This is a genomic window from Pedobacter nanyangensis, assembly GCF_003313505.1.
GTDB lineage: Bacteria > Bacteroidota > Bacteroidia > Sphingobacteriales > Sphingobacteriaceae > Pedobacter > Pedobacter nanyangensis.
The window spans coordinates 38,612-61,781 of record NZ_QMHO01000001.1; the positions used below are offsets into that span (position 1 = coordinate 38,612).

Genomic DNA, 23,170 nt, shown 5'->3' on the forward strand with positions numbered 1-23,170 from the left:
AGACACAAATTATTCAAAATAATTCAATGTCTTGTAATTGCCTTGCTTCAAATACTCATCTTTCTTCATCAAGTTCAAGTCAGATTGCATCATATCTTCCACTAGAGCCTGTAAATCATATTTAGGCTGCCAGCCCAGTTTGGTTTTTGACTTGGTTGGGTCACCAAGCAGCAAATCTACCTCGGTTGGCCTAAAATATTTAGGATCTACTTTAACTACCGTACTACCCAGCTTCAAGGCTTCTAAGTTTAAGCCTAGTTGTGTTGCTTTATTTGTATCGATATCAATAATAACACCTTTTTCTTGTTCGTCCTTGCCAGAGAACTCTACAGTAATTCCCAATTCGGCAAAAGCCATACGTACAAAATCACGAACGGTAGTAGTGATACCAGTGGCAATAACGTAATCTTCGGGTTTTTCTTGTTGCAGGATCAACCACATGGCCTCTATATAGTCTTTAGCATGCCCCCAGTCACGTTGTGCGGATAAATTACCAAGGTATAAACAGTTTTGAAGCCCCAAAGCTATTTTTGAAGCCGCCCTGGTAATTTTACGGGTTACAAAAGTTTCGCCACGCAAAGGACTCTCGTGATTAAACAAAATACCATTACAAGCAAACATATTATAGGCTTCACGGTAGTTCACGGTAATCCAATAGCCATATATTTTGGCAACCGCATACGGTGAACGAGGATAAAACGGGGTGCTTTCACTTTGAGGTACCGCCTGCACCAAACCGTAAAGTTCTGAAGTAGATGCCTGATAGATCTTTGTTTTTTCTGTTAGCCCCAATATACGAACGGCTTCCAATAATCTTAGGGTTCCAATTCCATCGGCGTTGGCAGTATATTCAGGCATTTCGAAACTTACCCTTACATGGCTCATGGCGGCCAGGTTGTAAATCTCATCGGGTTGGGTTTCCTGAATGATCCTAATAAGATTAGTAGAATCCGTTAAATCACCATAGTGAAGCTTGAATTTAACGTTATTTTCGTGTTGATCTTGATAAAGGTGATCTATCCTGTCAGTATTGAACAATGAGGTTCTTCTCTTAACACCATGCACAAAATAACCTTTTTTCAGCAAAAACTCTGTTAAATAGGCACCATCCTGGCCGGTCACCCCCGTAATAAGCGCAACTTTCATCTGATTTTTTTTAGTAAAATTTAAAGCCTGCAAACATATACAATTTGTTATTTGTAATAAAAAAGTTGTAGATGAGCAATGCCCCAAAAATAGTATTTTTATTGAATTTATGGCATTCAAATTTATGCCGCATGCCCAAAACCATGCACATTGGTGAGATAAGCCATTAATGCTTTTTGTTACCCATATTTATATTAATTTAGCTAAAACCTGCTGCCAATCGTTTACCCGTTCATACTCGGTAATTAAAAGATTATGCGGTGAGGTAAAAAGCAGTGGCCTCCCTCCAAAGCCAGAGAAGTTTTTGATCCTGTCGTCAATCATAATATCTACGTTCACAATTTTTTCTCCGCAGAAGATGATATGCTTCCAGTCTATAAAAGGAAAGTGTTCCGCAAGCCAATCCAGTTTATCTTCCAACGAATTCCTAAATTCCATGGCTGCGGATACAATGTAAACGTCGTACTTTTGCTGCAGCTTTTTCACCGCTTCAACCGCCCCTTCAATAACAGGAAGGTCACGGAAGAAACCTTTCTCATTAATGTACTCAAACCATTTATCCTTCACCTGGCTTGGCACGTTCTGGAAAATTTCGGTTCCCGGTTTTATTACCAAGTCCAGGGGAACTTGATGATCTCTGTTGTAAAGCTGGATAAACTTGTGTATCGGATCTGCCAGGACTTCGTCCATATCTATCGCTATTCTCATATATCCAAATATCCATAAAGCGCAACGGATATCATCAAACAAAATCTAATTTTATCATAGCTTGCTAGTTATTAACATTTTATTTACCTTTGCAGCCCCGCAACACGAAGTTCCGGGAACTATGTTGAATACATAAATCACTAAAAAAGAATGGCAACTAAAATCAGATTGCAAAGATTCGGTAAAAAAGGAAAACCTTTTTACCACGTGGTAGTAGCGGATTCGCGTGCTCCAAGAGATGGAAAGTTCATTGAGCGTTTAGGTTCTTACAACCCAAACACCAATCCTGCAACCATCGAACTTAATTTCGACAAAGCTGTAAAATGGGTACTTAGCGGTGCTGAGCCTACAGATACAGCTCGTGCTATCCTTTCTTACAAAGGTGTTCTTTACAAAAAGCACTTAGAAGGCGGCATTAAAAAAGGTGCTTTAACTCAGGAACAAGCAGATGCTAAATTTGCGACTTGGTTAGATGCTAAAGCAGGTAAAATTGCTGGCAAAACCGAAGGTTTGGCAAGCAGCAAAGCTGAAGCTCGTAAAGCAGCCTTAACGGCAGAAGCTAAGAAAAACGAAGAAAGAGCAGCGGCCATCGCAGCTAAAAATGCTCCTGTAGCAGAAGAAGTTGTGGAAGAGGCTACTGAAGAAGCTCCAGTGGTGGAAGCTGAAGCAGCAACAGAAGCTCCCGCTGAAGAAACTCAAGCAGAAGATAAAGCTGAATAATTAACTTTACTTCAAAAAAAATAGCGTCTCGATTAAGATTGGGACGCTATTTTTATTAGCTAATTAGCCGATTTGATAATTAGCTAATTATCGCATTAACAAATCATCACATTTCTAGCATGACAAAAGAAGAAGCATTTTACATTGGCTACGTTACCAAAACCAAGGGACTAAAAGGCGAACTACAGCTTTATTTTGAGTTTGAGGACTACCAGGAGCTGGACCTTGACGTGCTTTTCTTGGAGCTAAACGGCAAAATGGTGCCTTTTTTTGTAGCCAGCCATAAACTGTACGATAACAGCACCGGCCTTTTCTATTTTGACGATGTAGATCACGTGGACAAAGCCCAACCTTTGGTGAAGAAAAAAGCCTACCTACCCTTGAGCAAAAAGCCGGTGCGTGACGACGATGAATTTTACTACACAGACCTGAAAGGTTTTATCGCAGTAGACGAAACACTGGGCGAACTTGGTGAAATTATTGAGATAAATGAATATCCTCAACAATTTGTGGCTACCGTAAACTATCAGAATAAAGAAATCCTGTTTCCTTTAAACGAAGATTTTATTGTAGAAATTGATGATGAGGAGAACATCCTGACCCTGGATTTGCCCGAAGGCCTGTTGGATATCTACCTAAATCCTTAGCCTGCAAAACAAAACCGCCCATTCATAAGTTTTATACCCATGAAGCAGTTAAGTTTATTATGGCTTGTAATATTTGTACTAACGGCAGTTAGCTGCAATAGCACAGATAAATCAGCAGACTCCTCTATTTCGGGCGATAGCAATAAAACCGCTAAGCCCGTGGATAGCTTAGCCGACGAAGAAACTCTAACAACCATAGCTTCTGAAATTCTGACCACCTTAAAGGCAAAAGACTATCCTGCTTTTGCCTCATACTTTCATCCAACAGAAGGCGTAACTTTTTCTCCCTACGGATTTATTGATACCAAAACCGCAAAAAACCTTTCCAAAGCTTCTTTTTTAAAATTAATTGAAGGAAGACGTCCTGTAATTTGGGGAAATTACGATGGCACTGGTGAGATAATTACATTGACAGCCCAGCAATACCTAGAAAAGTTTGTTTACAATGCAGATTACCTCCACGCCGAAAAAATTGGACACGACCAGGTTATTGGCCAAGGCAATTCCTTAAATAACCTTGCTGAAATTTTCCCCAAACAACCCTTTATCGAATACCACTTTAGTGGTTTCGAGCAAAAATATGCCGGATTGGATTGGACCAGCCTACGTTTGGTTTTCAAGCAATATCAAAGCAACTATTATCTGGTAGCAGTTGTACACGATCAGTGGACATCTTGATCAGGGATTGATGACCACAGGTAATGAAACTGGTTGCCTGCCTTCTTCCGTTATCCGTAAAAAATATACTCCTTTAGCCAAGTTACTCACCGGAACGTTGCAAGAGGTTCCCGAAAGCACCATATCCAAAACACCGTTGCCTAAAGAATTTACCAATTTAAGTTTTACCGGTTTAGATGGCATATTACCCAAATCCACTTTAAACGCTGTGGTAGCCGGATTGGGGTAGATTTTCACCACAGAATTAGCAAAAACATTAACCGCCTTTTCTCCAAAAAACGCTGCCGTTCCATCTTCATCTACCGTTTTAAGGCGATAATAATTATATCCAACCGCTGGCAGGGAGTGTCTTGCCACATAAACTGATCTTCCGTCCTCGGCAATTGTTTCGGCCACCTTCTCAAAATCCGAAAAATCTGTACGCCATTCTATTTCATATCGTTTTACGTGCTCCTGTTTCGCTACCGACCACCTAATATCTACCTGAGGTTGATGATATGATACGCCAAAGGATATTAGCTTAATGGGCAGTACCGAAAAATAACTATAGTCAAAAGCCGCTGCGTTAGGTCCTGCGTTAAGCTCGTCAAGTGCACTAACAAAAATTGCATTGTCCCGGTCGTATTCATCGGCGCCGATATCCGCCAGGCCTACACGCCCCTGCTTCTCATAATCAGCAAGCACATAATTAAAGGTACCTACCGAAGCGTTAATTGCAGGGCTGGCGGCATTTAACCGCAGCACTTCGTAGGCTTTTTTCAACTCGCAACCTGCACCATTGCATGCCGGCTGCTCCAATAAAGGATCTATATTCTTGATTTGCGAAGTGGGCACGGAAATCCCGATACTGGCGGCACCGCTGGCATACATGATATTGTTGTGAAAGCTAACGCCCGCCAAGGATTCAGGACTATAGGCCTTTATGATCTGTGTGGCATTCTCTTTGACAATGTTGTTTGCGATCAGACAGTTTATTGGCGCTTTATCGTATTTGTAACCTATCTCGATATTCGATTTATTGTTCACAAAAGTATTAAACACCACTTCTACGTTTTCCGGCACATAATGCTTGGCCAAATCTGTTGGATTTTCCACGTTATAAGCATCGCCATTGGTAATGGTTACCGCTGCATCAAAAATACTTCCCGTTAGGCCAGAGAAATAATTGTTAAAGATTTTGTGGTTTTTCCCATAAACCCTTACCCCGCCGCAGCCAATCAGGCTGGAATTCCCGTTTTCGTTAGTATAAATTGCGGTCTTCCCTTCTCCAAAAAAGTAATTGCCTTCAACAGTGCTATTATTCCCCTGGCGTAGGCATACTGTGCCCAAACATCTACGGAAAGTATTGTACCTGATGGTATTGGCAAAAGATTTGACCGACACAATTTCAGGGTCTCCATCACAGTCCTCAAAAAGGTTGTACTCTACCAAAGTATAGCCATTACTTTGCGAAAGCGCACTTACGCCAATTCTTATGGTTTCCTTTTCATTTTCTTCACGAGGCCCGTTGTTCCTAAAGATATTATAGCTAATGGTATCATATTGGGTTTGTTGATTGATATTGCCGTCCAGCAAAATAAACTTTCCAGATTTGGTTTTGCCTTCAAATAAGTTATAATCGATACGGTTATGCCCTGACCTAAGTGGCTGGGTACTCGCAAAAGTATCACCAATGTACAGCCAATTGCAGGAAGCTATATTTGTTTCATCCAAAGCAAAACTATTTCTTGTAACCCTTACCCTGCTACAGTTCAGCATTTTGATACCAGTTCCCACATTGGCGCTCTTAAAGGAAAAGCCCTGGAGTGTCACATATTGCAAACCATCTAAAACCAATGCTGTAGCGCCGTTGAGAATGGCCTGCCCCTGATTTTTTGCTTTAATTACAATGGGCCTGTTTGGGCAGGCCGAGCGGTTGATCGTTAAGCTGCTCAAATCGTAACTTCCATCATCCACCAAAATGATATCTCCGGGGTTCATGGCGGCCAAGGCGGCCTTAAATTCAACAACAGAAGTCACGTTTCGGGTAATTCCCGGCGCAGTATTAATTGCTACATCAGCGCCAATAGACATCTCTCCACTAACCGTAAAAGTTTTCGAGATTTGTGTTCCACTTAAATTTCCCGTCCATCCGTTAAAATGATAGCAGGATTCGACCGCTATGGTAGCTGTAACCACAGTTTCGCTGGAATATTTACCGTTGATAGGTGCCGGAGACAAAGTAATCAAACCATTGGAGGGCTGCGTTATCGTTACCGGGTACTGGGCAGGCGGCGCCGTATGATCCACTACCACATTGGCGCCGATAACCATGTTGGTTACAATATTAAATGTTTTACTCAAGGCTGTGCCACTTAAATCACCTGTCCAACCGTCATTTTGATAGCCTTGCGGCAAAGTCAACGTGGCCGTTACCTGATCATTAACCTGGTAACTTGTTTGCGATGGGCTTAGCGAAATACTTCCATAACTGGGTTGTTCCATCATGATTATTCTTGCCGTAGGCGATGGCAAGAAAGAAATATCCGGGATTGGATTTTTACCAATGTAAAGATCATCGATCGTAAAATCGGAACTGGCCAGCTGCGTATCCAACGTGTGGTTAATGCGCAGCGAATGAAATTCTTTATAGGTGGCTGCTCTTCCTGCGCTTGCAGTTGGCACATAAGCCTCTCGCATCGAAAAATCGGAGGCATTCAAAACGCCGTTAATGGCAATCTTAAACTTTTCGGCAACAAGATCAGTCCTGATCGAAATTCTTGTCCATTGGTTAGTGCTCCAGGCGCCAACCTCTACCTGCGTACCTCCGTTAGAAACTTTTATCTTATTATCCGTGGTGAACTCTACAATATAAATCCGCTTTAAGCTTCCTCCATATTGATCATAAGCTGTTAAATGAACTCCTTTGGTTACAAATGCAACAGGATTGATCCACAAATCCGTATAAAAAACATCTCTGATCCCCGTTACCGCACCACTGTACGGAATAAAGCTGACCGCTAAGGTACTGTTGCCGTTGGTAAAGCTTAAAGCATTGGTTCCCGTTTTTGATTTTGCACTGCCCACTATCGCATTTCCGCTGGCTACAGTCCACAAATTTTGAGCATGAATACCTCCGGGACTGTACGCAGGCGTTTCAAACGAGGTTTTAATGGCAGTTTGTGCCATAGAAGAAAATGGTAACAGCAGTATTGCCACTACACAATAAATAACTTGTTTCATCTGTTATATTTGGTCTACCAATTTTTGGTTAACCAAATATAACAACTTTGGGATAAATCCAAATTTTTATCCCAAAGAAGTTTACATTTTTGGAACGCAAGAACAAAGCACAAACAAAGCCTTATATTTGCACCATGCGTTTTGATATCATTACAGTACTTCCTGACTTGCTCGTTAGCCCCTTTGCCCACTCTATCTTACAAAGAGCGCAAAAAAAGGGGATTGCCGAGATTGTAGTGCACAACCTTAGGGATTATGCCACCAATAAACAGAAAAGTGTAGATGACTATCCATACGGTGGTGGAAGCGGCATGGTCATGAGCGTTGAACCTTTTGCCAACTGTATCGAAAATTTGCAAAGCAAAAGATCGTATGACGAGATTATCTTCATGAGCCCCGATGGGGAAACATTGAACCAAACCATTGCAAATGAACTTTCCATCAAAGGAAATATCATCATTTTATGTGGCCATTATAAAGGGATAGACCAGCGCATCCGCGATATTTATGTTACCCGTGAAATTTCCATTGGTGATTATGTACTATCAGGCGGCGAACTCCCTGCGGCCGTATTAGTGGATGCCGTGACCCGTTTGATCCCCGGCGTGCTGAACGACGAAACCTCTGCCCTGTCAGACAGTTTTCAAGGCGAACTACTAGATGCGCCCATTTATACCAGGCCTGCCCAATGGCGAGGGCATAAGGTACCAGATGTGCTATTGAGCGGCCACGAAGCAAAAATTGCCGAATGGAGGCATGAAGAAGCCCTAAAGCGCACACAGCAGCGCCGACCGGATTTATTGAAATAATAGCACAGCGAGGCAATTTGATAATTAGCAGATTAGCGAATTTGTAAATCATTAAATATTTTTAATATTCACTTTTTTTTTCAAAAAATAATTCCTAATATTGCAGTCCGATTTTAAACAATAAAAATATCGGCTTAATAGCTTAAAATCATGGATTTAGTAAAATTTGTAGAAGAACAGGCAAACACTAAAAAAGAATTTCCTTCTTTTAAATCGGGAGATACCGTAAGTGTTCATTATAAAATTCGCGAAGGTAACAAAGAACGTGTTCAGATTTACCAAGGCGTTGTTATTCAGCGCAACAGCACTGGCGCTAACGAAACTTTTACCGTTCGTAAAATCAGCAACGGTGTTGGTGTAGAGCGTATTTTCCCTTTTAGTTCTCCAAATATCGAGAAAGTAGAAGTGAACAGCTATGGTAAAGTACGTAGAGCTAAATTGTTCTATCTGCGCAGCTTAACTGGTAAAGCAGCTCGTATCAAATCTTTAAGAAAATAATAGATTTAATATAAAAGTATTAAAACCTTCACGAACTACTCGTGGAGGTTTTTTTGTTTATATCTTTGCGCAACCAAATTGAAATCTGATAATGGCGCAGCAAATTATGCTGATGTACCAAATGAAACATCGGCCATTATCTCAATACATGAACACATGAAAGAACTTTTAAAAAAGTACGAACAGAAACAGCCAGAAATTGTTTTCGAGTGGAAAGACAAAGAATCGGAAGCTGAAGGCTGGGTAGTCATCAATTCATTGCGTGGCGGCGCAGCCGGCGGCGGTACCCGAATGCGCAAGGGATTGGATAAGCACGAAGTAGAATCACTTGCCAAAACTATGGAAGTGAAATTTACCGTTTCTGGCCCGCCCATTGGGGGCGCAAAATCCGGAATTAATTTCGACCCTGCGGATCCGCGTAAAAAAGAGGTTTTGGAACGTTGGTACAAGGCCGTGATGCCTTTGCTTAAGAACTATTATGGTACCGGTGGCGATTTAAACATTGACGAGATCCACGAAGTAATCCCAATTACCGAAGGATATGGCCTATGGCACCCGCAAGAAGGTGTAATTAACGGCCATTACCAAGCCAGGGAAAATGAGCGCATCCATCAAATTGGGCAATTGCGCTACGGTGTTTCCAAGGTACTTGAAGATTTAACCTACACCCCGGATATCAAAAGAAAATATAAAGTGGCTGATATGATTACCGGCTACGGCGTATCAGAATCCATTAGGCATTTTTATGAAATTTGGGGCGGCAACATTAAAGGCAAAAGAGCCATTATCCAAGGTTGGGGCAACGTAGCTGCGGCGGCTGGATACTACCTGTCGCAACAGGGAGTTAAAATAGTGGGCATTATTGATCGTGTGGGCGGACTGATTAACCCCAATGGATTTAGCGAACAGGAAATAGCCAACCTGTTTAACAACCGGGTAAACAACACCTTGGTTTCAGACCAGCTGATCTCCTTTGAAGAAGCCAACGAGAAAATCTGGAGTATGGGTGCTGAAATTTTCGTTCCGGCCGCCGCTTCAAGGTTGGTCAAACAAAATGAAGTAGACCAAATGATTGCTGCCGGCATGGAAGTGATTGCTTGTGGGGCCAACGTGCCTTTTGCCGACAAGGAAATTTTCTTTGGCAGCATTATGGAACATGCGGATAATCATTTAGCCATCATCCCTGATTTCATTGCCAACTGCGGCATGGCCAGGGTATTTGCTTACCTGATGCAGCGAAACGTAGAAATGAGCGACGATGCTATTTTTACCGATGCGTCCAACATCATCAAAAATGCGCTGGTTGCCGTACACCAAACCTCTAATAAAAAAACAAACTTATCTAGCACCGCTTTTGAAATTGCATTAAAACAATTGGTATAAATTATGGAAGTTAGCTTTTTTGAACAAGTTTTTTGGGGCAATACAATTAAACAGTACATTATTGTTGCTGCGATTATCCTCATCGGTTTACTCTTTAAAAGGATTGTATCGCGTATCCTGAGCCAATTGATCTTCAAACTGTTCAAAAAATTTGCAGATCAGGTAAATTCCGAAACCTTTATCGCCTTACTGCTAAAGCCAATTGAGTTTTTCATCAGTGTTTTTACCCTGTATGTTGCTATTAACCAATTAAAGCATCCCTTGGATGTTACTTTTTTCCATTACAAGAAAACTATCGATAAGGTAAAGGTTAACCAAGCCTTCACCATTGGCGAGTTTATAGATAAAATTTTCCTTTTCCTGATTATTCTATCTGTTTTTTGGATAGTGCTAAGGATCATCGATTTTATTGCCCACGTACTTTTGGTAAGAGCGGCCAAAACAAAAAACAAAGCCGACGACCAATTGGTGCCATTTATCAAAGAGCTGTTAAAATTCATTGTAGCTTTTATTGGCTTTTTTGTACTACTGGGATATGTTTTTGAAGTAAACGCGGTAAGCTTGATCACTGGTTTAGGTATTGGCGGTATCGCCATTGCTATGGCCGCGAAAGAAAGTTTGGAAAACCTATTGGGCTCTTTCCTCATTTTCATGGACAAGCCCTTTACCGTTGGCGATGTGGTAAGGGTTGACGGTATTGAAGGTACTATTGAGCGTGTGGGCTTTAGAAGTACCGTACTGCGCAGTACCGATAAAACCACTTATGTGATCCCCAACCGCTCAATGATAGATGGCGTACTGGAAAACCTCACCATGAGAAATGCCCGCAGGGTAAAGTTTGACCTCGGACTAACCTACGAAACAAGTTCGGACAACATCAAAAAAATCATTGCTGAAACTGAAAAATACTTGAAGGAACATCCTGGAGTTACGGACAGCACCGTGGCGCTTGACTCTTTTGGCGACTCCTCGCTGAATGTACAGGTCATTTATCTGGTTCCCATGAAAAAAGATCTGGACCTTATTAAAATTAAGGAAGAAGTAAATTTTAGGCTGATTGAAATTGTTGGAAAAAATGGTTCCGAGTTTGCTTATCCAACGCAACGCAGCATAGGTGAAAGCGCTCACAAAGAAGAAAAATAAGGAGTAAGCCTTAAAATAATTTGAAAAGCAATTACAGAAGCCCCCGCACATGCGGGGCTTTTTGCTTCTCATCCCGTTTATTTAACTCACGACACTTTATAGATAATACAATCTCTCCCTAACCTTCTCTTGAACTCAACCCGTCATTGCGAGGCACGAAGCAATCCTACAACCATCGCCAGAGTAAAAACAAAATATCGCTTTAAGATTGCTTCGTACCTCGCAATGACGAAATGGTTAGAAACAACCCCTAGCCCCTAATTCCTTCTCAAAAACACTATAAAAAAAGTCCCGCACATGCGGGACTTTCATATTTTCGAATTTTAATTTCGACTTAAAATTAACTTAGTTCACCCAGCACGGTAATGCCGCCTTTAACTACTTGGTTAAGTTCTAAATTTACTTTGGTACCTAAAGGCAAATAAATATCAACCCTTGAACCGAACTTAATAAAACCAAACTGTTCATTTTGCACTACTTGATCACCTTCTTTTACATACCAAACGATTCGACGTGCCAAAGCTCCGGCAATTTGGCGGAACAACACCGGCGAACCATTTTTATGCTCAACAACCACGGTGGTACGCTCGTTTTCGGTGCTTGATTTGGGGTTCCATGCGGCCAGGTATTTTCCTGGATGGTATTTAAAAAACTTAACCACACCCGAAATTGGATTACGGTTGATGTGCACATTCACTGGCGACATGAAGATAGAAACTTGCAAACGTTTATCTTTAAAGTATTCGCCTTCCTCCGTTTCTTCAATTACTACCACTTTACCGTCAGCAGGGCAAATAATTAAATTTTCGCCGTTGGTAAACGTACGCTTTGGGTTTCTGAAAAACTGAAGTACGATAATAAATAAGGCAAATGAAAAGATATAGATAAACCATCTCAATATAAAAACGTCGGCAAAACGATATTCAACAACGGCATTGATGATAAAAATAAAAAGCACCGTAAGGGCTATGGAGGTATATCCTTCTTTATGTATGGTCATTTAACTTAGCTTTTGTTATGCTGCAAAACTCGTAAAAATTTATCAATTTTTTGTCCTATTGCCTGTTTTATCTTTTAAGCTGATGCACAGGTTTTTGGAAGCTGACTCAACTGCAGGGAAATGCTTTTGTTGTAGGGAACAAAAAAACCTCGTAGGTTTTGAAACTTACGAGGTTTATACCACTAATGGTTTTCTAGAACTAAACCGCTCTGTAAATATGATTTAAATTTCTACCCAAACCATCGTAATCCAAGCCGTAACCTACCACAAATTCATTCGGTATTTCGAAGCCAACATAATTCAACCCTTCCAATGGCTCTTTAAGTGCCTCCGGCTTGAAAAGCAAGGTGCAAACAGCCACGGAAGCAGGTTCCTGTTTCTCAATTTTAGAAAGAATATATTTCATGGTGAGGCCGCTATCAATAATATCCTCAACTATGACCAAGTGCCTTCCCTTTAAATTGGCGGGCATGCCCAAGGCATCTTTAACACTTCCCGTGCTACCGGTTCCATGGTAAGAAGCTACCTTGATAAATTCGGTTTCGCAGGGCAAATCAACTTCTTTCATCAAATCGGCCATGAAAAGAAAGCTACCATTGAGCACGCCAATAAAAATCGGGTTTTTATCCTCATAGTCTACATTAAGCTGTATGGCCATTAGGCGAATGCGCTTTGCAATCGTGTCTTCCTCTAACAAAAGTTCAAACTCCTTTTGGTGAACAGTTACCCTAGTTTCCATTTTTTTCTTGCTCTTTTTTTCTTCTGCGCTCTTCGCGGCGTTCTTGTCTTAGTTGCTTGCGTGTTTTCACCGTATCAACCGCAGGCTTTACCTTAACGGTATCTTTTTTAGAAGAACCACCAAACAAACGGTCAAACAAGCTCTTCGACTTATCCTGCATCCCTTCGGGGGTCATCATGTCATCTTCGCCGATCTCTACCGAATTGGTATCCAAAGTGGTAGAATCTGGCGCCAGATATTGTCTCAATCCTTCGCGTAAACGCACATCGTAAAATCCATAGCCGGTAGTATCTGCTGGGGCCAAACCTCTTCTGGCCATGATATTACCGATATACTTAAAATAAGGCAGTAAATAACCTTTGAGCGTTCCGTTGCTCATGAACTTATATAGGGCAACTTTGGGTTTGGGTACGATATTGGCCAAGAAAATTCCTTCACCCAAGGTTAATTCGGATGGGCTCTTTCCAAAATAATGCCTCGAAGCCTCTCCAATGCCATATACGTTATTGCCCATTTCAATAATGTTGAAATATACCTCCAACATGCGGGATTTACTCACCAAATGATTGTTTTCGATTAGCCAAACAATTAAGATCTCCTCCGCTTTACGCACCAAGGTTTTTTTCCTGCTCAAGAAAACATTTTTCACCAATTGCATGGAAATGGTACTGCCGCCACGCTTAAATTTCTTTTCCTTAAAGTTTACCGCAATTGATTTACGGATCGACTCCTCTACAAATCCTTTATGGCGATAAAAAGAGGGATCTTCGGCTGTTAACAGTGCATTCTTAAAGTTGGGAGAAATATCGTCGAGCCTTGTAAAATTAGGGTTTGATGGCCCAATGGTGATGTTACGCATTGGCTTCCCATATTCATAAGGTGTGTAAATAAAATCAGCATTGATCTTTTGCAGATCCGTTTTGCCAAAATGCAACACTTTGAAATTACTCGGACTTAAGGTAGAGCTAAACCTCACACTATCGGGCATGGCCGTATCTAAATAAAAGTCCAAATTGTATTTCAGTTTGCCCTGCACTTTTATGCCGTCGAGAGATTCGAACAGTCCCAACGGAAACGAATCGAAAATGGCCTGGGCATCCTGCTCCTGCGCCGTCAGCTTCATTTCGTAGATTTTATTGGGAGACAACGTGTATTTCAGGTAAGGATGAACGTAAGCATCTCTTAGATACACCGTTGACGTGCTGTCCAAACAAACAAAGTTTTCGCCAATGAGCATATCCGCTTCAATGCGGGCATCGGGCACAATGATATCTTCGGCAGAAATCCGTGGCTGGTTGATCAGTAGGTTTTTGATGGCCCACGAACCCGAAATCTTATAATCGCCTCCACTAAAACTCGCATCTTTCATCTGCGTTTTAACGGTATCGAAATTGATTTTGGTGTGCAGTTTATTTTCCAGATAGGGCAATTCCACCTTTTCCCCATCTGCAAAAAGCATGATATCCAACTGCTTGTCGCTAGGATCAAGATTTCCGTTGATATGCCAAACCGCAGCGGTATCATTTACTTTAATGGTCGATTTCAGTTCTCCTCCATCAATGGTTGCCGTAGTAGTTAAAAATTTTACATGAGCCGTATCGTTGTCATTCAACTGCATCATGAAATTCTTGATCTCCATATCATCAGGGATTTTATAGAAAACCTGGTTCAGTAGATTACTGGCCAATTCGCTCAAATCAACTTTGTTTTTAGTGGCAGTACTATCTTTTTTCTTTCTTTTAAGGATAAAATCGATATTGGTTAGCGTATCACGCATCACTACGTTCAACTTACCGTCGTTAAGGTTAACTTCCGAAAGTTTTACATCGCCAAAAAGCAGCGGAAAAAGCTTTACACCAATGGTAATATCCTTAATGGTGGTTAACGTGTCACGGTCTTTGGGCACCACCGAAATATTGCTCATGTGCACCTTACTTAATCCACTAAAGCCATATTCACCGATCTTTACAGAGAGGTTGTAGTCTTTTTCGGCTTTGCCAATGGCTTTTGCTACCATTTTATTTAACAGCGATTCTCTTTTGCTGTATGCCACAGCTCCGCCAGCCACTAACAACAACGCAAATATGCCTAGTACCCAGGCGCCAATTTTCAGGTATTTTTTTGGTATCTTAATTTGGGGCAACTGCATAAACCTCCTCGAAATTACTGCTTTAACAAACGCTTAACACAAATGTTTATTTTCATGTGCAAATATCGATTGTTTTCTTATCTGGCACAGGATTTCCATCACAAAACTTTACCCCCAAAGGAGTAATGTCTGTTACGTCTCATTTCGTGCTAAAATTACAACAAAAAGCTAGATACAAAATTATTTATAGCTAATGTTTTAGTAATTTTGAAGGATGATAATTACGGAAGAGAAAGTATTAGCGGCCCTTAGCCATGTGGAAGACCCGGACTTGAAAAAAGACCTGGTTACCTTAAAGATGATTAAGGACGTTAAAATTGAAGCTAAAAAAGTTGCTTTCACGCTTGAATTGACCACTCCCGCTTGTCCACTGAAGGATATGCTGAAGAATGCCTGCGTCAATGCCATCAAGCATTTTGTAGATGCCGAGGCAGAAATAGAGATCAACATTACTTCAAGAGTAACCAAGCCAATGGACACCAGCCAACTGAAAGCAATTAAAAACATTGTGCTCATTTCTTCGGGAAAAGGGGGCGTTGGAAAATCTACGGTATCCAGCAACTTGGCTGTTACCTTAGCTGCCGATGGCGCAAAGGTAGGTTTAATTGATGCAGACATTTACGGACCTTCGGTGCCTATCATGTTTGATTTAGTGGGTGCAAAACCAAGTGCAAAGGAAACAGCCGATGGCAAAACTTTAATTCTTCCCATTGAAAAATATGGCATCAAACTGCTTTCGCTGGGCTTCTTTTCTGATCCAGACCAACCAGTGCCATGGCGTGGGCCAATGGCCTCCAATGCCATCAAGCAGCTTTTTAATGATGCCGACTGGGGCGAACTTGACTATCTTTTGGTCGATCTGCCTCCAGGTACGGGTGATATCCACATCACCATTAGCCAAAGCTTTCCAATTGCGGGAGCTGTAATTGTAACCACCCCGCAGCAGGTAGCCCTTGCAGATACCCGGAAAGGCCTAGCGATGTTTGGGATGCCAGGCATTAACATTCCGGTATTGGGGGTGATTGAAAATATGGCCTACTTTACCCCGGAAGAACTCCCTGAAAACAAATATTATATCTTTGGAAAAGATGGCGGAAAAGAACTTGCCCAACGCTTTGAGGTTCCGTTTTTGGGCGAAATTCCATTGGTGCAGGGCATCACCGAAGCCGGAGACAAAGGAAAGCCTATCGCTTTGGAAACCAACCATCCTCAGGCAACAGCATTTAAAGAAATTGCCGGCAAAATAGCACAGCAAATTTCTATCAACAACGTACAACAAACGGCTAATTGCTAAATTTTTACTATTTTTATATTTTTAAAAATTAAAATATGGATTTAACAGCACGAGTAGAGCAAGCTTTGGAAACTATCAGACCTTATTTGATAGCTGATGGGGGAAATGTGGCTATTGAAGAAATTACTCCTGAAAACATTGTAAAAGTAAAATTACTGGGTAGTTGTGGCTCATGCAAAATGAGTTTCATGACCATGAAAGCCGGCATTGAGCAGGCAATCATGAAAGATGTCCCTGAAATTAAAGGTGTAGTGGCCGTTGATTTAGCTGAACAAGCGTAACACTTTTAACACATTTTAACCAAATAGAAACTCTTTAGCACCTACATTTGTATCATTATCGTATTACAGATGAGATTTAGTTTAACTATCATATTGCTGTTTTTTGTTGGTTTGGCTTTTGCCCAGGATAAAACCCAGACCAACAAACTTGTTCAGTTTTCTGGTATTGTAACCGATGCTGACAGCAACATGGTTGTACCTTATGTAACCATTACCAATCTCAGCAACAAAAGCCAGAAATACGCGGCCAACTATCAGGGGTTCTTCTCCTTTGTGGTTAATCCGGGTGATACGGTGATGTTCTCTGCAGTAGGTTTCACCAGTAAAATTTTGGTATTGCCAAAAAATATTGCGGACAATAAGTATACGGCAATGGTTCAGATCAAATCTGAGATTGTGTACCTAAAAACGGTTAGGGTAAATCCATGGGCCACCGTAGAGGAATTTAACAAAGATTTTCTCTCCTTAAAAATAGCTGATGATGACCTGGCAATTGCGAAGAAAAATTTATCGCGCCAAAGTATTAATGGCCTAAAGCTAACCCTGCCTCGTGATGCCGGGGAAATCAGCAATGCCAACTATCGATATAACTTCGATAGGATGGTGAACGTAAACATGCGCCAAACCAATCCACTACTTAACCCATTTGCATGGGGAAAATTAGTGCAGGAAATTTTCAACGGCGATAAAGCCAGGAGTGCTGAACAGTAACCGATACCTTTTTTCAAAAATATTTTCTTTTTTCCCCTTTTTGCGTGCAACAAAAAATTAACGGTGGCGACTATCATATAGTTATTCGTTAATTTTATGAAAACATACCATGCGTCAACATTTATAAAACGAGCTATCATTGGTGTAGCAGTCATTTTTGCACAGGCAAAAGCAAGCGCACAGGTAATTAGTTTTGTAATTGATAGCAGTAAATTTAAGATGGCGTTGCTTCCCATGTTGGACACCATTTACAAAGATGATCAGTTACCCAGGTTTGAGCTCATAAATTTAACCAGAAACAATGCTGGCCAGGCCAAGCTTGACAGCATTAAGCGCATCATCAAAAAGAAAGACGAAATCAACCTTGATAAAGTAAATGGCATTGTGGAGAAACATGGCTGGTTAGGCCCGCAGGAAATTGGGATGAACGGAAGCCAGGGAATATTTTTAGTTATTCAACATGCAGATTTAGCCACACAAAAAAAATATCTACCCCTAATAAAACAGGCCGAAAAGGAAGGCAAAACGCTTTCGAGCAATTTAGCCCTATTGGAGGACCGGATTGCCATGAGGGAAGGAAGGGAACAACTGTACGGAAGCCAAGGTTTTAAAGATAAAGTAACTGGCACCAGCTACATTTATCCAATAGCAGATGTAGGCCAATTAGACCAACGACGCAAGCAAATGGGAATGCCCCCAATGGCTGCGTATGTTAAAAATTGGGATTTAGAAGAATACAAAAAGAAATTACCTGAGATAGCACAAATTGTAAAAGAACAAAACATTAGGTAGGCGCTGGTTGAGCCTCAAAAAAGCAAACTGCACCAAAAAATTAATTATTAACGTACAACTTAAAGCACCTTGCACCTGAGCATTTCTATAAATGAACAAGAATTGGTAAAGCAATGTATAGCCCGCGAAGAAAAAGGCTATACCATGCTGTACAATAAATACGCCAAGCGCATTTACCATACCGTTTATAGGGTAATGGGCAACAGTGCCGAAACTGAAGACATTGTTCAAGAAGCATTTTGCACCGCTTTTGAGCAAATTGCCAAACTCAAAAACCAAAACAACTTTGAGGGTTGGTTAAAAAGAATAGCACTTAATCAGGCTATATCAACCCTGAGAAAGAAAAAAATGGTTTTTACAGAAGATGGCCAATTAGAAACTGTAGCGGACGAGGAACTGGACATGAATGAAGAGCTGTTGTTTCAATGCAAGGTAGACGACGTAAAAGCAGCCATACAACAATTACCGGATGGCTACCGCACCATTATGTCTTTACATTTATTTGAAGACATGGGGCAAGAAGAAATTGGCAATATGCTGGGCATTAGCCATACAACGGTTCGGACGCAATACCACCGAGCCAAAAAGAAGGTTTTTTTAGCACTAAAAGATAAGGCATACTATGGAACATGATTTTTTTAAGCGATATGTCCAAGAGCACAAAGAGGCTTTTGAAGACCAAGCTTTACCTCCAAACATGCTAGGCAATATTTTGGGGAATATGAGGGAGCGCCAGTTAATACAGGAAAGAAGAAAGCGTAAACTTACCTATACCTGGATGGCAGTAGCAGCTTCCATGTTGATTTTTGCAGGAAGTTACCTATTCCTTTCGCAGGAAACCACCGTAACTACGCCGCCACGCCAAATAGCTTCCAACAACAAAAATAAAGTTGAAGCACCTGTTGCCTTGCCTACAGAGATCGTATCCGCAAAAACAGCTGTAAATACTGAAAAACCAAAACGCTTAGTTGCATACCAGCCCAACAAGGAAATTTATAGCGGCTTAGCTGATAGTCTTTCTGTGGCAAGCAGGTTAAATGCCATACTTAAAGCGGGCTCATTACCTACTTTAGACCAAAAACTAAAAACAGTACTCAGTAAAGTTTTTAATGAGGATGAAAACGACAACGTACGCCTGGCAGCACTAGAGGTACTATCTAAATTTGCGGCAGATAAATATATACAACAACAACTCACCGCAGGACTTACCAAACAAAAAGATCCGGTAATACAACTGGAACTAATAAAAGTACTAGGCAACAGCAATAACCCAGAAACTACCGACAAGTTGATTGCCATGGCCGACAACCCGCTAACCATGGATGTAGTTAAGGACCAAGTACATTACGCATTATTAACCAAACAACAACTTCAATAAACATATACATAACAAACAAATGAAAAGAACAATAATAGCTTTAGTACTGCTTGTTGCAGCAGGACAAGCATTTGCCCAAAAAGAATACAGGCTTGCAAAAAGCAGTGGGAAATTAGTCATCAACAACATTTCATACCTTACTGTAGAAGGTTATGAAGGCAAGGAAATCATCATTACCTCTAAAGGCAAACAAGAAGCCGCCGACCCTCGTGCGGAGGGATTAACCGTGCTGGGGAATAGCGGCTTTGACAATACCGGTATTGGGATAGCTGTTACCCAGAAAGACCAAGTGGCCGAGATTGCTGCCGTAGATAAATCCAATTCCCTAAAAGTTGCCATCAAACTGCCTTATGGTGTTGATCTTTCTGTTAAAACCTCCGGATTTGGCAATGAGGGCGGTGAACCTATCCTGCTTAATAATTTGAAAAGCGAAATAGATGCCTCCACACAATATGAAAACATCAAATTATTTAACATTACTGGCCCAGTAAGCATTAAAACGTTGCACGGCAATATAGAAAGCACTTTAAGCCCGTCGTTCAAAGGCCCAATCTCCTTGGTATCCGTTTACGGATTTGTTGATCTCAAAGTTCCTGAAAATGCGAAAGCCGACATGACCATCAACACGCTTTATGAAACCCTTTATGCCGCTAAAGACCTCAAATTTGAGATCACCGAAACGACACAAAACAAAGAAGTTACCCCGCTTACCGGGCTAACTTACAACAATACCAAAATTGATGGACAAAATGTTCAGATAATTACCTTGAACGAAAATGCGCAGGCAGCTGCAAAGGCAAAAGCAAAAGCAAGCACAGAAGTTTCTGGCGGCACAACAGTAGGCCATGGCTCCACCAATAATGACAAACCTGAAACAAGCAAAAGAAGGACCATGGTAGGCGATGTTGCATACACCTATTCAACTTCAGTTTTTTCTGGCAGTTCACGCGGAACTTCAATTACCGGAAAACTAAACGGCGGTGGAGAGAAAATCGTTTTGAAATCTACTCACGGGAAAATCTACTTACGCAAATAAACTACACCAAATATATTTCCAAAAGCTAGCCTGTATGTTAATGGGCTAGCTTTTTTATTTAAGCAAGTTATTGCAAATATTTGCGGTTTTATTCTTATTTTTAATCCAAACCAACTGTATAAAACCGCAAATGAAAAAAAAACTACTCTATTTAACCCTTCTTTTAACGCAAATTAACGCAATAGCCCAAAATCCAAAACGGGAAGTGAGGGCTGCTTGGTTAACCACAGTTTCAAACACAGACTGGCCAAAAAGCACTGTTCAAAATACCCAAAAAGCCAATATGATAGCCATTTTGGACAGCTACAAACAGCTTGGCATAAACACCGTGTATTTCCAAGCGAGGAGCCTCTCAGACGCCATGTACAAAAGCAATATTACGCCCTGGGCAACAATTTTAACCGGAACTTATAACCAAGCCCCGGCTAATAATTTTGATCCTTTGCAATTTGTGATTGATGAAGGACATAAAAGAGGGATGGAGGTTCACGCTTGGTTAAATCCATACCGAGTTGCCACGTCGGCTTCGGCGTACAACAGCCTGCCCTCCGCACATCCGGCCAAACAAACGGGCATGAGGGTACTTACCAGCGGGAATACACATTATCTTGACCCGGGGCTCACCGCAGTTAGAAACCACATCAACCAGGTCATCATGGAGATTGTAAACAACTACGACATAGACGGCATACACTTTGATGATTATTTCTATCTCACCGGTGTGGGGACACAAGACAATCAAACTTTTATTGACGAACCCAGAGGCTATAGTGACATAGCTGCCTGGAGAAGAAACAATATATTACTGATGGTTACCGAAACCAATAACGCAATTAAGGCGCAGAAACCTTGGGTAAAATTTGGCATTTCCCCTTCCGGAATTTACCGAAACAGTACTAATCCTGCTATTGGGACGAACACTGCAGGCTCAGAACACTACAATGTTCAATACATCGATAGCAAATACATCATGGAGCAAAACCTGATCGACTATCTCACGCCGCAGGTTTATTGGTATATCGGCCAGCCCAATGCCAATTTCAACGTGGTTACTCCTTGGTGGAACAACATCAATACCGCAAGGCATATTACCATTGGGATAGCCGCCTATAAAGTTGGAAATGCGTCTGAGGGCGCATTTAACACGAACCAAAATGAAATATCCCAACAAATAGATCTGGTGAGGGGAACCTCCAACTTGAAAGGGGTTGCTTTTTATAACACCACCACTTTAAACGCAAACACCTTTAATTTCCGTACAAATCTAATTGCTAACCAGTACAGTACCTTATCGCTGGTTCCAAGCATGACTTGGATAGATAACATTGCCCCTGCTGAGCCTACGGCTTTAGCGGCGAGCCTCCAATCAGGCAAAACAAAACTTACCTGGACTCCGCCAACAGCTACCACCGACGAATTGCAAAAAGTGGTAAGATATGCGGTTTACCGTGCCACTTCTGCAACCATCGATTTTAACAATGCGGCAAACCTGATTGCAATTATCCCAAGTACCGACGCCAGCTACACCGATAACACCGTTACACCGGGGTTAGGCACCTCTTATTACTATGCCGTAACTTCTTTAGATCGAATTAGTAATGAAAGTGCGGCCAGCAATGTAGTTGCCGATCCAACTGTACTCCCTGTTCAACTCCTAAATTTTGCGGCTAAAAAAGACCACAACAGAATCAAGATTGAATGGTCTACAGCCAGCGAGTTGAACAGCGATTATTTCCTATTGGAGAAAGCCGGAAATAATGGCGAATTTGGTTTCCTCAGCAAGCAAAGCTCGGCAGCGGCAAATACCAATACCGTTAACCATTATACCGCTTGGGACAATGCTCCCGCTAATGGCGCAAATTATTATCGCCTTACCCAATTTGACAAGGACGGAACTACTTCCAAGCCCGTATTTGCTTCGGTAAACTTCAACGAAATGATTATTGTACAGGCCAAAGCGTTTCCAAATCCCACACAAAAAGACATCAATTTCAGCTTAGAAAATTTCGGCGGAAGATTTATCCAGACGAAGCTGATCAATCTTTATGGGCAAGTGGTTCATGAGCAGGAATTCAGTACCTCAGCAGGCCAAAGCTCCTATCAGCTTTCGATAGGGAAAAACCTGCCGAAGGGGCATTATATCTTGAGCCTATCTAACGATAGTTTTAAGAAAAATATTAAACTCATTGTATTATAATCAAAAAAGCCAGCAATAACTGCTGGCTTTTTTTATCTTTTCTTGGGCTGCCTTGGGAACTTCATCTTGTAATCGGCCCTGATTTCTCCTTTGGAGATTTTATCGAGCTTACCTTTGATGAGCTGTTTACGCAACAAATTTATCTTTTCGGTAAAAAGCTTTCCTTCAATATGATCGTACTCATGCTGAATCACTCGAGCGGCAAAGCCAGTTACACTTTCTTCATGTTTTTGCCAATTTTCATCAAAATAACTGATTACGATATTAGGTTTACGAAAAACTTCTTCGCGTATCTCCGGAATGCTCAAACAACCTTCGGTAAAGCCCCAGGGCTCGCCGCTTTCCTCTAAAATTTGTGCATTAATGAATACTTTCTTGTAGCGGGGCTCATCGTCATTATCGCCGGTATCAACTACAAACAAACGGATAGGCAAGCCAATTTGCGGGGCCGCCAAACCTACACCACTAGCGTTATACATGGTTTCCCACATGTTTTCTATCAGCTCATGAAGATTAGGATAGTCCTTCTCTATCGGCCCACATACCTTCTTTAAAACTGGGTCTCCGTAGGCAACAATTGATAATTTCATGGTGCAAAGTTAAGAAAAATAAGACGGATGCTAAACAATGCAGATTTTA

The 23,170-nt window shown here is 41.4% G+C and carries 22 protein-coding genes; 15 read left to right on the forward strand and 7 right to left on the reverse strand.

What is annotated here, in order from left to right; translation table 11 throughout:
• Positions 1-9 precede the first annotated feature (9 nt).
• Both gmd and DUT71_RS00175 read right to left on the reverse strand, forming a co-directional pair.
• Positions 10-1,146 (reverse strand): GDP-mannose 4,6-dehydratase, encoded by a 1,137-nt coding sequence (gmd, locus tag DUT71_RS00170; RefSeq protein ID WP_113661056.1) that lies wholly within the window; start codon positions 1,144-1,146, stop codon positions 10-12.
• A 189-nt stretch (positions 1,147-1,335) separates the two neighbouring features.
• Positions 1,336-1,854, reverse strand: a complete 519-nt coding sequence (locus DUT71_RS00175) for a 5' nucleotidase, NT5C type (RefSeq protein WP_240186813.1) — start codon at positions 1,852-1,854, stop codon at positions 1,336-1,338.
• Positions 1,855-2,004: 150 nt separating this feature from the next.
• On the opposite strand from DUT71_RS00175, the gene DUT71_RS00180 reads away from it, so the two are divergent.
• The 3 genes from DUT71_RS00180 to DUT71_RS00190 all read left to right on the forward strand — a co-directional run bounded on the left by DUT71_RS00180 (position 2,005) and on the right by DUT71_RS00190 (position 3,899).
• Complete coding sequence (locus DUT71_RS00180) at positions 2,005-2,574, forward strand: 30S ribosomal protein S16 (RefSeq protein ID WP_113660545.1); 570 nt, start codon at positions 2,005-2,007, stop codon at positions 2,572-2,574.
• 119 nt (positions 2,575-2,693) lie between these two features.
• Positions 2,694-3,221, forward strand: a complete 528-nt coding sequence (rimM, locus tag DUT71_RS00185) for a ribosome maturation factor RimM (protein ID WP_113660546.1) — start codon at positions 2,694-2,696, stop codon at positions 3,219-3,221.
• Positions 3,222-3,260: 39 nt separating this feature from the next.
• Positions 3,261-3,899, forward strand: a complete 639-nt coding sequence (locus tag DUT71_RS00190; protein ID WP_113660547.1) for a hypothetical protein — start codon at positions 3,261-3,263, stop codon at positions 3,897-3,899.
• Here DUT71_RS00190 and DUT71_RS00195 read toward each other — a convergent pair whose 3' ends face one another.
• Entirely contained in the window at positions 3,900-7,121 is a 3,222-nt protein-coding gene (locus DUT71_RS00195; protein ID WP_113660548.1) for a chondroitinase-B domain-containing protein, read from the reverse strand. It abuts the gene before it with no gap.
• Between the two features lie 134 nt (positions 7,122-7,255).
• On the opposite strand from DUT71_RS00195, the gene trmD reads away from it, so the two are divergent.
• From trmD to DUT71_RS00215, 4 genes are all read left to right on the forward strand, one after another.
• On the forward strand, positions 7,256-7,930 hold the full coding sequence (gene trmD, locus DUT71_RS00200) for a tRNA (guanosine(37)-N1)-methyltransferase TrmD (protein ID WP_113660549.1): 675 nt from the start codon (positions 7,256-7,258) through the stop codon (positions 7,928-7,930).
• Between the two features lie 150 nt (positions 7,931-8,080).
• Positions 8,081-8,428, forward strand: coding sequence for a 50S ribosomal protein L19 (rplS, locus tag DUT71_RS00205; RefSeq protein ID WP_113660550.1), 348 nt, complete (start codon positions 8,081-8,083; stop codon positions 8,426-8,428).
• Between the two features lie 156 nt (positions 8,429-8,584).
• On the forward strand, positions 8,585-9,811 hold the full coding sequence (locus DUT71_RS00210; RefSeq protein ID WP_113661057.1) for a Glu/Leu/Phe/Val dehydrogenase dimerization domain-containing protein: 1,227 nt from the start codon (positions 8,585-8,587) through the stop codon (positions 9,809-9,811).
• Positions 9,812-9,814: 3 nt separating this feature from the next.
• On the forward strand, positions 9,815-10,954 hold the full coding sequence (locus tag DUT71_RS00215) for a mechanosensitive ion channel family protein (protein ID WP_113660551.1): 1,140 nt from the start codon (positions 9,815-9,817) through the stop codon (positions 10,952-10,954).
• A gap of 340 nt (positions 10,955-11,294) precedes the next feature.
• Here DUT71_RS00215 and DUT71_RS00220 read toward each other — a convergent pair whose 3' ends face one another.
• The 3 genes from DUT71_RS00220 to DUT71_RS00230 all read right to left on the reverse strand — a co-directional run bounded on the left by DUT71_RS00220 (position 11,295) and on the right by DUT71_RS00230 (position 14,842).
• Complete coding sequence (locus DUT71_RS00220; protein ID WP_113660552.1) at positions 11,295-11,954, reverse strand: phosphatidylserine decarboxylase family protein; 660 nt, start codon at positions 11,952-11,954, stop codon at positions 11,295-11,297.
• A gap of 199 nt (positions 11,955-12,153) precedes the next feature.
• On the reverse strand, positions 12,154-12,693 hold the full coding sequence (gene hpt / locus DUT71_RS00225; RefSeq protein WP_113660553.1) for a hypoxanthine phosphoribosyltransferase: 540 nt from the start codon (positions 12,691-12,693) through the stop codon (positions 12,154-12,156).
• Positions 12,683-14,842, reverse strand: coding sequence for a transglycosylase domain-containing protein (locus DUT71_RS00230; RefSeq protein ID WP_113660554.1), 2,160 nt, complete (start codon positions 14,840-14,842; stop codon positions 12,683-12,685). Before DUT71_RS00230 ends, hpt begins: the two co-directional genes overlap by 11 nt.
• Positions 14,843-15,056: 214 nt before the next feature.
• On the opposite strand from DUT71_RS00230, the gene DUT71_RS00235 reads away from it, so the two are divergent.
• The 8 genes from DUT71_RS00235 to DUT71_RS00270 all read left to right on the forward strand — a co-directional run bounded on the left by DUT71_RS00235 (position 15,057) and on the right by DUT71_RS00270 (position 22,531).
• Positions 15,057-16,136: an Mrp/NBP35 family ATP-binding protein gene (locus tag DUT71_RS00235; RefSeq protein WP_205313800.1), complete on the forward strand. Its 1,080-nt coding sequence runs from the start codon at positions 15,057-15,059 to the stop codon at positions 16,134-16,136.
• Positions 16,137-16,171: 35 nt separating this feature from the next.
• Positions 16,172-16,417, forward strand: a complete 246-nt coding sequence (locus DUT71_RS00240; protein ID WP_113648204.1) for a NifU family protein — start codon at positions 16,172-16,174, stop codon at positions 16,415-16,417.
• A gap of 69 nt (positions 16,418-16,486) precedes the next feature.
• Positions 16,487-17,128: a peptidase associated/transthyretin-like domain-containing protein gene (locus DUT71_RS00245; RefSeq protein WP_113660555.1), complete on the forward strand. Its 642-nt coding sequence runs from the start codon at positions 16,487-16,489 to the stop codon at positions 17,126-17,128.
• Between the two features lie 96 nt (positions 17,129-17,224).
• Entirely contained in the window at positions 17,225-17,920 is a 696-nt protein-coding gene (locus DUT71_RS00250; RefSeq protein WP_113660556.1) for a DUF6624 domain-containing protein, read from the forward strand.
• 102 nt (positions 17,921-18,022) lie between these two features.
• Entirely contained in the window at positions 18,023-18,553 is a 531-nt protein-coding gene (locus tag DUT71_RS00255; protein ID WP_162795903.1) for an RNA polymerase sigma factor, read from the forward strand.
• Complete coding sequence (locus DUT71_RS00260) at positions 18,543-19,298, forward strand: HEAT repeat domain-containing protein (protein WP_113660558.1); 756 nt, start codon at positions 18,543-18,545, stop codon at positions 19,296-19,298. Before DUT71_RS00255 ends, DUT71_RS00260 begins: the two co-directional genes overlap by 11 nt.
• A gap of 19 nt (positions 19,299-19,317) precedes the next feature.
• The gene (locus DUT71_RS00265) at positions 19,318-20,334 is read left to right on the forward strand and encodes a hypothetical protein (RefSeq protein ID WP_113660559.1); all 1,017 of its coding nucleotides are present in this window, start codon (positions 19,318-19,320) and stop codon (positions 20,332-20,334) included.
• Between the two features lie 130 nt (positions 20,335-20,464).
• The gene (locus DUT71_RS00270; RefSeq protein WP_113660560.1) at positions 20,465-22,531 is read left to right on the forward strand and encodes a family 10 glycosylhydrolase; all 2,067 of its coding nucleotides are present in this window, start codon (positions 20,465-20,467) and stop codon (positions 22,529-22,531) included.
• Between the two features lie 32 nt (positions 22,532-22,563).
• Here the strand turns inward: DUT71_RS00270 and def are convergent, their stop codons facing one another.
• On the reverse strand, positions 22,564-23,121 hold the full coding sequence (gene def, locus DUT71_RS00275; protein ID WP_113660561.1) for a peptide deformylase: 558 nt from the start codon (positions 23,119-23,121) through the stop codon (positions 22,564-22,566).
• Positions 23,122-23,170 lie beyond the last annotated feature (49 nt).